The 13015-nt window shown below is 55.0% G+C and carries 11 protein-coding genes; all 11 read right to left on the reverse strand.

Going from position 1 to position 13015, the window contains the following annotated elements; genetic code table 11:
- A partial coding sequence (locus M0974_RS19595; RefSeq protein ID WP_297840449.1) for a M81 family metallopeptidase occupies positions 1-702 on the reverse strand: 702 nt, incomplete at its 3' end.
- Positions 703-1683 (reverse strand): ABC transporter ATP-binding protein, encoded by a 981-nt coding sequence (locus M0974_RS19600; RefSeq protein WP_297840450.1) that lies wholly within the window; start codon positions 1681-1683, stop codon positions 703-705.
- Positions 1680-2639, reverse strand: coding sequence for an ABC transporter ATP-binding protein (locus M0974_RS19605; RefSeq protein WP_297840453.1), 960 nt, complete (start codon positions 2637-2639; stop codon positions 1680-1682). Before M0974_RS19605 ends, M0974_RS19600 begins: the two co-directional genes overlap by 4 nt.
- A gap of 4 nt (positions 2640-2643) precedes the next feature.
- Positions 2644-3504 (reverse strand): ABC transporter permease, encoded by an 861-nt coding sequence (locus M0974_RS19610; RefSeq protein ID WP_297840456.1) that lies wholly within the window; start codon positions 3502-3504, stop codon positions 2644-2646.
- The gene (locus tag M0974_RS19615) at positions 3501-4430 is read right to left on the reverse strand and encodes an ABC transporter permease (protein ID WP_297840458.1); all 930 of its coding nucleotides are present in this window, start codon (positions 4428-4430) and stop codon (positions 3501-3503) included. The genes M0974_RS19610 and M0974_RS19615 overlap by 4 nt, the downstream gene beginning before the upstream one ends.
- 33 nt (positions 4431-4463) lie before the next feature.
- The gene (locus tag M0974_RS19620; RefSeq protein WP_297840461.1) at positions 4464-6053 is read right to left on the reverse strand and encodes an ABC transporter substrate-binding protein; all 1590 of its coding nucleotides are present in this window, start codon (positions 6051-6053) and stop codon (positions 4464-4466) included.
- A gap of 45 nt (positions 6054-6098) precedes the next feature.
- Complete coding sequence (locus M0974_RS19625; RefSeq protein ID WP_297840464.1) at positions 6099-6968, reverse strand: MurR/RpiR family transcriptional regulator; 870 nt, start codon at positions 6966-6968, stop codon at positions 6099-6101.
- Between the two features lie 440 nt (positions 6969-7408).
- Positions 7409-9826, reverse strand: coding sequence for a DNA topoisomerase (ATP-hydrolyzing) subunit B (gyrB, locus tag M0974_RS19630; protein WP_297840466.1), 2418 nt, complete (start codon positions 9824-9826; stop codon positions 7409-7411).
- A 4-nt stretch (positions 9827-9830) separates the two neighbouring features.
- Complete coding sequence (gene recF / locus M0974_RS19635) at positions 9831-10934, reverse strand: DNA replication/repair protein RecF (protein WP_297840468.1); 1104 nt, start codon at positions 10932-10934, stop codon at positions 9831-9833.
- Positions 10935-10959: 25 nt separating this feature from the next.
- The gene (gene dnaN, locus M0974_RS19640) at positions 10960-12063 is read right to left on the reverse strand and encodes a DNA polymerase III subunit beta (RefSeq protein WP_297840471.1); all 1104 of its coding nucleotides are present in this window, start codon (positions 12061-12063) and stop codon (positions 10960-10962) included.
- A gap of 38 nt (positions 12064-12101) precedes the next feature.
- Positions 12102-13015 (reverse strand): chromosomal replication initiator protein DnaA (gene dnaA, locus M0974_RS19645; RefSeq protein ID WP_297840473.1); only part of this gene is annotated, 914 nt, incomplete at its 5' end.

Here is a 13015-nt window from a genome sequence, read left to right on the forward strand (position 1 = left end):
ATTGATGCTGACGGCGAACGCACCCTCTTGTTCGGCTTCCCAGGCACGAGCCTTGGCGATGCGCTCGATCATCGGCCCGACATCAGTACGCCCACCGTTAGCTTCCTCGAGCATTGGTAGGTGAATGCGCAAAGTACGCGGTTTGATTTCACCTTTCATGGTGCGCTGCAGCAGGTTACCTGCATGGCAGGCAGTCTCCCTCAGGTCAATGTGCGGGTAAGTCTTATAAGAAACCAGAATCTGTGCCAGCTCGCACATACGCTCGGAGACGTTTGCGTGCAGGTCCATGGTCATAGCAATGGGCAGATCCGGGCCGACTACGGCGCGCAATCGTGCCAGGATTTCTCCGTCGCCATCGTCACTGTGTTCGGCAACCATGGCCCCATGCAGGCACAGCAGGATGCCGTCGAAGGTTTGTGCTTTGGCGGCCTCGACAATCAAACCAACCAGGTATTCAAAAGCTTCGACCGTCACCGGCCCCGCAGGCTCGCTCCAGGCGCTGACGACATGCTTCATATCCCAACCGAATTCGGCCGCGCAACTCAGCGCACCCGCCAGACCGGTATTGGATCGGCCCCGCCTCTTTATTGCCTCCTCGCCCAGCATCAAGGTCTCGCGCCGGAACTCGGGTAGACCCGTCTTGTGGGCGCTGAAGGTGTTCGACTCGTGCATGAACTCGGCAGTGAGAACTTTGAATGACATTTAGGACTCCGGGGCAAGGACCATCGACTCATGAACGTGGCATGCCACGGCATGTTGGTCAGTCTGGGGGCGAAGGATAGGCAGGCTTTCAAGGCAACGTGGTTGTACGAGTGGACAGCGTCCGGCAAAGGCACAGCCGAGAGGCTCATCGTAGCCACTCGGAATTTCGCCAGTGATCCGCACAATCTCGTGGCGCTGGTGCGGATCGGGAACCAGAACGCTGGCCATCAGCGCCTTGGTGTACGGATGGATCGGCGTGGCGCCTCGTGGGAGGACTTCAACCACACGGCCGAGATACATCACCAGGCTGCGATCACAGAAGTACTGCACCAGCGCCAGGTCATGGGAGATAAAGACGTAGGTCAGATCGAGCCGATCACGCAAGTCCTGAAGCAGACCAATGACTTGCGCCTGGATCGACACGTCAAGCGAGGCCGTCGATTCGTCGAATACGATTAACGACGGATCCAGCGCCAGTGCCCTGGCGATACCTACTCGCTGTTTCTGTCCACCGGACATTTGATGTTGATAGCTGTCAGCCAGGTGAAGCGGCAAGGCGACCATGGTCAAGAGCGTATCGACCTTGGCCCGGGCTTGTGCCGGCGTCAGAGAAATGCCCTGTACCTGAAAGGGTTCAAGCAGCGTGTCGCGTACCTTCTGCCGTGGATCGATCGAAGAGTAGGGGTCCTGAAACACCATCTGAAAATGTCGCCGAAGAGGTCGCAAGGCCCGCACTGAGAGGCTGGCGATATCGGTACCGTCAAACAGCACTTCACCGGTTGTGGGCGTCAAGAGTCGCAAGATGAGACGGGCAAGGGTCGATTTTCCACAGCCTGATTCACCGACAACGCCCAGGACCTCCCCACGTTGCACGTCGAAAGAGACATCACTGACGGCGCGAAAGTGGCGTCGCGGCTTGAGGAAGCCGCCGCCGCTGGTGAAGGTTCGTCCGACGCCGCGTACTGACAGGATCGGCTTCATGGCAACCGTCCGGCGCTGTGCAGAAAACAAGACACGCTGCGTCCGGCCTCATTCGTTGGCAGGGGCACCGACTGGCGACATATATCCATTACCTTGTTACAGCGCGGATTGAAGCGACATCCCTCAGGCATGTTGCTGGCGGATGGCACCATCCCCGCAATTCCCGTCAGGCTTCCAGGGAGCATGCCCGGTCGAGGGATGCAGCCAATCAGTGCCATGGTGTAGGGGTGTTGCGGGTTGTCGAAAATCGTTGTTACAGAGCCATATTCGATTACCTGCCCGCAATACATGACGGCGACACGGTCGCAGGTTTGGGCCACGACGCCCATGTCATGGGTGATCAGCACCAGTCCAAGACCGCGTTCGCGCACGAGCTGGACCAGAAGCTGGATGATCTGGGCCTGGACGGTGACGTCCAGCGCGGTGGTCGGCTCATCGGCAATCAGCAGATCGGGATCACCAGCCAAGGCCATCGCAATCACGATTCTCTGGCGCATTCCGCCAGACAGTTGGTGCGGAAACAGATCGTAGGCGAGCGTCGGATTGGGAATGCGCATGCGCTCCATCAACTCCACCGAGCGAGCTTTCGCGTGGTGACGATCGAGGTGCAAATGCAGTTGTGACACCTGGTCGATTTGCCTGCCGACCCGAACCACGGGGTCGAGTGAAGTCATGGGGTTTTGCGTGATGAGCGCGATCCGGCCGCCACGAAATGCGCGATAGCCTGGTTCGTCCAGTGTTGTCAGGTCCGTGCCGTCGAAATCGATACTGCCGGACTTGACTCGTCCACCCATCAGCGGCAGTAGCCCCATGATGCTCATCGCCGTCATCGACTTGCCGGAACCGGATTCGCCAACGAGTCCAAGAATTTCACCCTTTTCCAGGGTCAGATCGACCCCGGACAAAGGCTCATATGGACCAAAACCGATCTTCAGATTTTCAATGGTCAATAGCATGGGCTCAATGACTCCTCGCTCGTGCCTTGATATCCAAGGCATACAGCACACCTTCTCCAAAAAGGTTGATAAAAATCACGGAGAGGGCGATGAGGGCGCCGGGCAACAGTATGACCCAGGGCGCGCTGAACAATTGGGCTGAGCCGGTGCTCATCATGGCGCCCCAGCTGGGTATCGGTGGCTGGACGCCCATGCCGAAAAAGCCCAGCGTCGCCTCAAGCAGGATGGCGTTGCCAGTCGAGAGCATGGCAACAACGATCACCGGCGCCACTACGTTCGGCAGCAGGCGACGCATGATGATATGCGTTGGTCCAGCGCCCAGGCTCAGGCTCGCCTCCACGAAGGTCTGGCGCTTCAAGCTTTTGATCTGGGTACGGGTAAGGCGTGTGAATTGCGCCAGGTAAGCGATGCTGATCGCGATGACCGTACTGGAGGAACCGGGACCGATGATTGCCACGATCAGCAGCGCGAGTACAATTTCCGGGAAGCTCCAAGTGAGGTCGACGATCGACATCACGATCCGGTCCAGCCGCCCGCCGACATAGCCGCAAATGGCGCCGATCAGAATGCCGACGGTCACTGAAAGGCTAATAGCGACCAGTGAAACGCTGAGCGAGGTCCTTGCACCGAAAATTACACGCGAGAGCACGTCCCGACCGAACTCGTCGGTGCCGAACCAATGCGCGGCAGACGGTGCCTGAGTGGCGATGGACAAATTTTGCAGGTCGTAAGGGTAGGGTGCCAGCCAGGGTGCGGCGCAGGCAATGAGGATCAGAATCAACAGCGCGATACCGGAGATCGCCGAACTGAACGTCGGCATCAGCGCACTGATGCTCCTGAAGGCAGTGGAGGAAATAGTGGTCATTGTGCGGAGTCCTCGCGTTGACGCGGGTCCATTGCAGCTTGCAGCAGATCACCGAGCAGCGTGCCGAGCATGACGGCGATGGCGAGAAACAGCAGGCAACCCTGGATCAGCGGATAGTCACGCTGCGCCAAGGCGCGGATTAGAAGCGAACCCAGCCCGGGGCGGGCAAATACATATTCGACGGTCACCGAGCCACCGACGATCAGACCAATACGCAAACTGAGAATCGTCACCACGGGAATGAGCGCGTGACGCAGGATGTGGCGTAGCTGAATCGTCCAGCGAGAAAGCCCCTTGGCATGCAGCAGCATCACGAAATCCTCACGGGCAATTTCAACCATGGAGATACGAGTTACCCTGGCCACCAACGCCATGCCTCCCAATCCAACGGTAATAACGGGCAGGACCAATGAGGTCCAGCTGCGTGCACCGGACACCGGCACCCAACCCAGCTCGACGGCAAACAACATGATCATCAAGAGCCCTAGCCAGAAGGTGGGCACCGTCGAGCCAAGTAACGACACGCCCATCAGGCCGTGATCGATCCAGCGCCCCTGAAAAGAGGCGGCAATCGTTCCGGCCAACAGGCCGGCGACCGCCGAGAACATCAATGCCCAGCCACCGAGCGCCAGGCTGTGGCCAAGATTGCTCATGATCAGATCAGCCACCGGGCGACGCATAACAATGGCCGTGCCCATGTCGCCGTGCACGATATTATTGAGCCAAGTGAAGTACTGCTCGATCAGGCTACGGTCCAGACCATAGCGGGCGATGATTTCCGCCCGCTGATTGACCGAGGCACCCACGCTCATCATGTTATCGACTGGGTCTCCCGGGACCATGTGAACGATCAGAAAGACCACGCCAGAGACGACGAAGAAGACCGGGATCATCGCCAGTAGCCTTCGAATGAAATAACTCATCATGTCAGTCGAGTCCGCATCGCCATGTCCTGATCCTTATTCCTTGATGGAGATATCAAGCACGGTCTGGGCGGTAAATTGCGGGCCGTCGATTTTGTCGGGCAACGTCAGACGTTCCTTGCCGAAAACCACGCTCTGTTCCGGCTCGTAGATCGGAGCGAAGGGGTATTGGGTGAGCACATATTCGTGATACGTAAGGAAGTTGGCAGCCCGCTCCTCGGGGGTCTTCGAGCCGGTCAGTGCCTTGGTCCGCAACGCCTCGCCTTTGGCGTCGTTCCACATCGATACGTTGGGGTAGCCGAGGCGTTCAGCACTGAAGAACCAATCAAGGATGTCTGCGTTGTTCCAGCCATAGCTACGCACAGCCAGTTGCTGCGTCCCCTTCTTGTATTCGGCGCGAATTGAACTGGAATCGAAAACCGAGATTTTTGCGTCGATGCCCACGGCTTTCAGCTGTGCCTGGATGACTTCTGTCAGGCGTTTGAACTCAGTGTCGCCTTGCGTCACCAAGGTCACGCTTAATGGTTTGCCATTTTTCACGCGGATGCCGGCAGATCCCATCTTCCAGCCCGCCTCGTCGAGCAGGGTCTTGGATTGTGCGGGGTCATAGGCGATGTTGAGCTTGGGATCAACCTTTGATTCCGGCAGTGAGGCAATCAAAAAATTGTGCGCGGCCCGGCCTCTGCCATTGAACAGACTGTCGACAATCTCCTGCTGATTGATCGCCAGGGCGGTCGCTTTACGCACCTTGATATCGGTAAAGGGTTCGACAGTGGTGTTGATCGGCATGTAGTAAATGCCGAAGCCAGCCTGGCTTTTTATGGTCGCGTTATTCAGCGTCTTGTATTGCGCCAGGATGTCACTCGGAACATCGATAACCAGATCGACACCGCCCGTCTTGAATTCGAGGAAGGCGGTCGAGGAGTCAGCAATCTCGCGCAAGGTCAATTTGTCTATCTTTGCCGGTCCTTTGTTCGCGGAGAGTGGGCCGCCCCAGGTGTAATCAGGGTTGCGAACCAGCACCGCCTCGGAGCCAATTTCAACACTTTCAAGCTTGTACGGCCCCGTGCCGACAGCGACCTTCACGCCGTAGTCCGCCCCCTCAGCATCATAGGCTTTGGGACTCGGAACCCCCATGAACCCGCTCGACAAGTTGTAGAGGAGGTTGGTATCGGGGTGCTTCATGACGAAATGCACCGTGTAGTTATCGACAACCTCGACCTTGTCGATGGCGCTGACCAAAAAGGCGTTTTCGGTGCCTATAAATTTCGGGATCCACCAGGCAATGGTTTGCGCATTGAAGGGCTCGCCGTCATGGAAGGTGACGCCCTGGCGCAGATGGAAGGTCCAGCTCATGCCATCTGCGGTGGTTTCCCAGCTTGTGGCCAGGTGTGGATAAAATTTCTGATTCGCGTCCTGGTCCACCAGACGGTCGTAGATCAAACCGTCGACTAGCGTTACTAACGAGCTGCGGATTGGGTCCAACGAGGTTGCGCCCGCTTGCGACGACGGCAACACAAAGGTGGCCTCGGTGTCCGCTAAAGCTCCATTTGAGAGCAGCCCTCCTGCGCAGATGAAACTGAGAGCGAACAGAGACCCGTAAAGCTTGCCTTTGAATAGATTCATGATGTGCGCTCCCTCGTTTGACTCATTGGCTGTTTGAGTTCGTTGTTATTCTTCCTGCGGTGTTCCGACGTATCCGGTGAATCTGTTGTAACTGGCGAAAATCTGGCTCAAGCGATCCTCTACGCAGGCGCCCAGTTGCGCGAATACACCATTGATCGCCAGCTGAACCAGCGAGACCAGTGGACCTAGGGAGTCCAGAAAGTGATTGAGCTCGGTGGGCACGGCGAACACTTCGCTGGCTACCGATGGGCCCCAATCGCAAAAGGTGTCAGTGATGATGGTCACCGGTATGCCGCGATCCCGCGCCGATGTCGCCAACAACTGGCTTTGGCGCGAATAGCGCCGGGTATCAATGATGACCAGCATGGTTTTGGATGGATCAGTCAGCAGCACATCGACGAAATTACCGGCGGCCACATCGGCCAGGTGCACGCCATCGCGTAAATACTGCAACTGGTGCGCAAGGATCGCCGCGACCCCTCGTTCCGTCTGGAATCCCGCGCAGTAAACCTTTTCCCGAGTCGCCAGCCGCTTGACGAAGCGCTCGAACTCAGGACTTTGAGCGATCTCGTAAACGCGCACTATTGTGCTGATTTCAAACTCCAGGCTGGCGGCAAGCAGGTCGTTTCCGGATTGGGCGCGCGCCGCGAACTCCCTCAGCCGATCACCGACCAGCCAAGGACTGTCGCCGATATTACTTTTCAGCTCGGCTTTCAGCTCTTTGAAGTGGGTATAGCCGATAGCGCGGCAGAACCGCCCCACAGACATCTCACCGACACCGACTTTGGTAGCAATGCTGGCGGCAGTCTCGAAGGGCAGCTCATTCAAATTGGTCAGCATATAATTGGCGATAGCGCGCCCGGAGGCGGTTGATCCTTCCAGGCTATCGAGCAGACGCTGCTTCACGGTTGTCATTGAAAAATCCAAATATGATATGTTTCTAACTTTTGATGATCGTATAATATTTTTATAACACGAATCGATCAACAGCAGTCAATTATTTGGGCACTCGATTTGTGGGCGGCGTATTGGGCTAGTGTCGAAAGGATTACCGGTGTCATAAGCTAACGGGTAACGGGTAGGTCAATTCGCGTCAAATTAATGCGCATGAAAGGAATATGGTCCAGTTGCGAGTCCTTCCCTTGTCGGCTGTGTAGAGGCCTTTCACCTCCAAGTCATCCGCGTGGCCACAACTGCCAGACTGGTTACACTTACGCGCAACGCGCCATGCCTGGCGCACCAAAAAAAAAAGGCCAGCGCATCGCGCTGGCCCTTTGTCTGTCATGGCCCACTAGACAGTAGGCCGATTCAACTATTTGTGAAAATGAGCAACTATTTTGTGAACCTACAACCTCTTAAAAATCGAGGTTAGACACCGCCAACGCATTGCTTTCGATGAAGTCGCGGCGAGGTTCCACTGCGTCACCCATCAGGGTGTTGAAGATCTGGTCTGCACCAACGGCATCTTCAATCGTCACTTTGAGCATGCGGCGTACAGCCGGATCCATGGTGGTTTCCCACAACTGATCCGGGTTCATTTCGCCCAGACCTTTGTAGCGCTGGATCGTGTGACGCTTGGTGCTTTCCGCCATCAACCAAGCAAGGGCTTCCTTGAACTCGGTCACTTGCTTCTTGCGTTCGCCACGTTGGATGTAAGCGCCTTCTTCAAGCAAGGTGCTGATTTTCTCGCCGAGGGTAGTTACAGTTTTGTAATCGTTACTGCCAAAGAAGTCACGGTTGAACGTGATGTAGTTGGACAGACCATGAGAGATAAGCTCAACCTCCGGCAGCCACACATTACGCTCGCGATCTTCACGCAGGCTTGCCTTATAGACCAGCCCAGACTTTTCGCCAACACGCAGACGCGCGTCAAACAACGCCAGCCACGCTTGCATGCCTTCGTGGTCAGACAGCTGCTCAAGTGAGATAGCCGGCAGGTAAACGAAATGCTCGGTCAGTTCCTGAGGGTACAAACGCGACAGGCGCTTGAGAGTCTTCATGACCATGCGGAACTCATTAACCAGACGCTCTAGCGCCTCACCTGAGATACCCGGTGCCGATTCGTTGAGGTGCAAGCTGGCATCTTCAAGGGCCGACTGAGTCATGTATTCTTCCATGGCTTCGTCGTCTTTGATGTATTGCTCTTGCTTGCCTTTCTTCACTTTGTACAGCGGTGGCTGAGCGATGTAGATGTAACCGCGCTCAATCAACTCCGGCAGTTGACGGAAGAAGAAGGTCAACAACAGGGTCCGAATGTGCGAACCGTCAACGTCAGCATCGGTCATGATGATGATGTTGTGGTACCGCAATTTGGCGATGTTGTATTCGTCACGGCCAATACCGCAACCCAACGCAGTGATCAACGTGCCCACTTCTTGCGATGAGATCATCTTGTCGAAGCGCGCTTTTTCTACGTTCAGGATTTTGCCTTTAAGCGGCAAAATAGCCTGAGTTCTACGGTTACGTCCCTGCTTGGCTGATCCGCCAGCAGAGTCACCTTCCACTAAATACAGCTCGGAAAGGGCAGGGTCTTTCTCTTGGCAGTCAGCGAGTTTGCCTGGCAAACCAGCAATGTCTAACGCACCTTTACGGCGGGTCATTTCGCGAGCCTTACGAGCAGCTTCACGAGCGCGCGCAGCGTCGATCATTTTGCCAACGACAGCTCTGGCTTCGCTCGGGTTTTCCAGCAGGAAGTCAGAGAAGTGTTTACCCATCTCTTGTTCAACTGCGGTTTTAACTTCGGAAGAAACCAGTTTGTCTTTAGTCTGCGAGCTGAACTTTGGATCAGGTACTTTGACGGAGATGATCGCTGTCAGGCCTTCACGCGCATCGTCACCGGTAGTGGCGACTTTGTGCTTTTTCGCCAGACCTTCTTGCTCGATGTAGGTGTTCAGATTCCGAGTCAACGCCGAACGGAAACCGACCAGGTGGGTACCACCATCGCGCTGAGGAATGTTGTTGGTAAAGCACAACAGGTTCTCGTTAAAGCTGTCGTTCCACTGCAACGCGATTTCAACACCGATGCCGTCTTCGCGTTGAATGTTGAAGTGAAAGACTTGGTTTACCGGAGTCTTGTTGGTGTTCAAGTATTCAACGAACGCGCGTAGGCCGCCTTCGTATTTGAACAGTTCTTCCTTGCCGCTGCGCTCGTCCCGTAAAACAATCCCTACACCGGAGTTAAGGAACGACAGTTCACGAATGCGCTTGGCAAGAATGTCCCAGCTGAAATGGATGTTCTTGAAAGTAAGGTCCGACGGTTTGAAATGAATTTCAGTACCGGTGGAATCACTCTCGCCGACAATACGCATAGGTTCCTGAGGAACACCATGGACATAAGTCTGCTCCCAAACTTTGCCACTGCGACGTACCGTCAACAGCAGCAATTCGGACAAGGCATTTACAACTGAAACGCCTACACCGTGCAAGCCGCCAGAAACCTTGTAAGAGTTGTCGTCGAACTTACCACCAGCATGCAGCACGGTCATGATGACTTCGGCTGCAGAAATGCCTTCTTCTTTGTGTACGTCTACCGGAATACCGCGACCGTTGTCGCGCACGGTGATTGACTCATCCGTGTGGATAACAATGCTGATTTCATCGCAATGGCCAGCCAAAGCTTCGTCGATCGAGTTATCGACCACCTCGAATACCATGTGGTGTAAACCGCTGCCATCGTCGGTGTCGCCGATATACATACCGGGACGCTTGCGTACGGCATCTAGCCCTTTCAGCACTTTAATGCTGGAGGAGTCGTACGTTTGATTTTCGCTCATGCATTCACTCCCGGTGGTCGTGGGTCTGGGTGATACGGCCATGTTCCACGTGGAACACAGCGACTGGCGTTTCCGTCTGCCAGCCTTCCCTCAATAATTCTTGATCTACACAGGTTATAAAAACCTGGCAGCGTAAGTCTTCCAATAAACGGCAAAGCGCACGGCGGTGATGCTCATCCAGTTCAGATGGCAAATCATCCACCAGATAAATACATTGGCCTCGCCGAGCTTGGCTGACCAAATGTCCTTGGGCTATGCGCAAGGCACAGACCACTAGCTTCTGCTGACCGCGGGACAAAATATCCGAAGCATTATGAGCGCCTAGCCTTAAGCGCAAATCAGCTCGTTGCGGTCCAGCTTGCGTATGGCCCATCTGTTGATCACGGTGCAGAGACGAGGCGAGCACAGTACTCAGCTCTTTATCCTTATCCCAACCGCGGTAATAACTTAGGGTCAAACCTTCGAGTTCAACTAACTCGCTAAGGGTCTGCTCGAAAACCGGTTTAAGCGCCTTAATATAAGCCCTACGGTATTCGTCGATTTCATCGCTGGCGAGGCACAGCTCTCTGTCCCAAGCCGCCTGTGAAGCGATGTCGAGTGTACCATGCCGGAGCCACGAGTTCCGCTGCCTAAGGGCCTTCTGCAAGCGCTGCCACGTCGACATAAACCGAGGTTCCACGTGGAACACTCCCCAATCAAGAAACTGACGGCGGATCTTCGGAGCGCCTTCCAACAGACGAAAGCTATCCGGATTGATTAATTGCAGTGGGAGCGCCTCGGCTAACTGCGCTGCACTCTTTGCATTTTGGCCGTCGATGCGGATTTGAAATTCGCCCTGACGGTCGCGCGATATTCCGAGGTTGTTGTGACCGCCTTCAGCTAATTCCACCTGACCAAAGACTGTGCAAGCTGTTTGCTCATATTGAATAACAGGCAAGAGCCGAACGCTGCGAAACGAGCGCGCCAAGCCAAGCAGGTGAATGGCTTCCAGCACGCTGGTTTTGCCGCTGCCGTTTGCACCGTGAAGGATATTTATGCGGGGAGAGGGGGAGAGCGTCACTGGGTGCAAATTACGCACCCCAGTGACGGTGACGCGGCTAAGAGACATTCAAATTCTGCTGAGGATGGATACGTTACAGGCGCATCGGCATTACAACGTAAGCAGAATCATCGTTGTCCGATTCCTGCACCAGTGCGCTGCTATTAGAATCGGACAGAATCAACCGGACCTGTTCGGTGGTCATCACCCCTAATACGTCCAGGAGATAGCTAACGTTAAATCCGATCTCCAAGTCGGCGCCATTGTAATCCACCCCGACTTCTTCCTCAGCCTCTTCCTGCTCTGGGTTGTTCGCCTGAATTTTCAATTGCCCGCTGGCCAGCTGCAAACGAATACCACGATACTTTTCATTTGAAAGAATCGCGGTCCGGCTAAACGCTTCACGCAATGCTTGCCGATCACCCAAGACCAACTTGTCGCCACCTTTTGGCAGAACGCGTTCGTAATCCGGGAATTTCCCGTCCACCAGCTTGGAGGTGAAGGTGAATTCGCCAGTGGTGGCGCGGATGTGATGCTGACCCAGGACGATGCTGACAATACCGTCCTGCTCAGTCAACAACCGCGCAAGCTCCAGAATCCCTTTACGTGGAACGATCACTTGGTGACGATCCGCTTGCTCAATCTCGGCGGTCATCGAGCACATTGCAAGCCGGTGTCCGTCGGTAGCAACCGCGCGCAACACGCCTGCGCTAACCTCAAGCAACATTCCGTTAAGATAGTAACGGACGTCTTGCTGAGCCATGGCGAAGCTAGTGCGCTCGATCAGACGGCGCAATTTGCTTTGCACTAAATTGAACGTAAGTGAGCCTGGGCCTTCTTCCACCGTTGGGAAGTCATTGGCTGGTAGCGTGGACAAAGTGAAGCGGCTACGGCCAGCCTTGACCACCAGCTTGTGTTCATCGAGTTTGATATCGATCAACGCGTCGTTGGGCAAGCTTTTACAAATATCCATCAGCTTGCGAGCAGGGACAGTGATTTCCCCGGGCTCGGCAGGCTCTTCCAGCTGAACACGGCCAACCAGCTCGACTTCCAGGTCAGTACCTGTCAGCGAAAGCTGTTGCCCTTGGACGACCAAGAGCACGTTGGAAAGCACCGGCAAGGTCTGGCGGCGTTCAACGACGCCGGCGACCAGTTGCAGAGGTTTCAACAAGGCTTCGCGTTGAATGGTGAAATGCATGGTCTAGTCCCTTGCCTTAATAAGCTGCGCTGGTGTCATCAGGTTGTCAGTGTTCGCAGCAGGTTCTTGTAGTCCTCGCGAATATCCGCGTCGGATTCCTTAAGCTCGTTGATCTTTCGGCATGCGTGCAGCACGGTCGTGTGGTCACGTCCGCCGAACACATCACCAATCTCAGGCAAGCTGTGGTTGGTTAACTCTTTAGAAAGCGCCATTGCAACCTGGCGCGGACGCGCTACAGACCGCGAACGGCGCTTGGACAGCAAATCAGAAATCTTAATCTTGTAGTACTCAGCGACCGTGCGCTGAATGTTATCCACACTGACTAATTTGTCTTGGAGCGCCAACAGATCTTTCAACGATTCGCGAATTAACTCAATCGTAATGTCGCGACCCATGAAGTGCGAGTGCGCAATTACCCGCTTCAGCGCGCCTTCCAGTTCACGTACGTTGGAACGAATACGTTGAGCGATGAAAAATGCTGCGTCATGGGGCAGATCAACTTTCGCCTGATCTGCTTTTTTCATCAAGATGGCAACGCGGGTTTCCAGCTCTGGCGGCTCAACGGCAACCGTCAGCCCCCAACCGAAACGCGATTTGAGACGCTCTTCCAGCCCTTCAATCTCTTTCGGATAGCGGTCGCTGGTCAAAATGACCTGCTGGCCGCCTTCGAGCAAGGCATTGAAAGTATGGAAAAATTCTTCCTGTGACCGCTCTTTTCGAGCGAAGAATTGAATGTCATCGATCAGCAACGCATCGACTGATCGATAAAAGCGTTTAAATTCGTTGATCGCATTCAGCTGCAGTGCCTTGACCATGTCGGCCACGAAGCGCTCCGAGTGCAGGTAAACAACCTTGGCATTTGGGTTCTTCTTTAATAGATGGTTGCCCACCGCATGCATCAAGTGCGTTTTACCCAACCCAACCCCGCCATAAAGGAACAGAGGGTTATAAC

Source organism: Pseudomonas sp. (assembly GCF_026224925.1).
Classification (GTDB): domain Bacteria; phylum Pseudomonadota; class Gammaproteobacteria; order Pseudomonadales; family Pseudomonadaceae; genus Aquipseudomonas.

Coding starts and splice junctions, on each gene's coding strand:
- M0974_RS19600 (WP_297840450.1), bottom strand. CDS start 1,683: ATGAAGCCGATCCTGTCAGTACGCGGCGTCGGACGAACCTTCACCAGC.
- M0974_RS19605 (WP_297840453.1), bottom strand. CDS start 2,639: ATGCTATTGACCATTGAAAATCTGAAGATCGGTTTTGGTCCATATGAG.
- M0974_RS19610 (WP_297840456.1), bottom strand. CDS start 3,504: ATGACCACTATTTCCTCCACTGCCTTCAGGAGCATCAGTGCGCTGATG.
- M0974_RS19615 (WP_297840458.1), bottom strand. CDS start 4,430: ATGATGAGTTATTTCATTCGAAGGCTACTGGCGATGATCCCGGTCTTC.
- M0974_RS19620 (WP_297840461.1), bottom strand. CDS start 6,053: ATGAATCTATTCAAAGGCAAGCTTTACGGGTCTCTGTTCGCTCTCAGT.
- M0974_RS19625 (WP_297840464.1), bottom strand. CDS start 6,968: ATGACAACCGTGAAGCAGCGTCTGCTCGATAGCCTGGAAGGATCAACC.
- gyrB (WP_297840466.1), bottom strand. CDS start 9,826: ATGAGCGAAAATCAAACGTACGACTCCTCCAGCATTAAAGTGCTGAAA.
- recF (WP_297840468.1), bottom strand. CDS start 10,934: ATGTCTCTTAGCCGCGTCACCGTCACTGGGGTGCGTAATTTGCACCCA.
- dnaN (WP_297840471.1), bottom strand. CDS start 12,063: ATGCATTTCACCATTCAACGCGAAGCCTTGTTGAAACCTCTGCAACTG.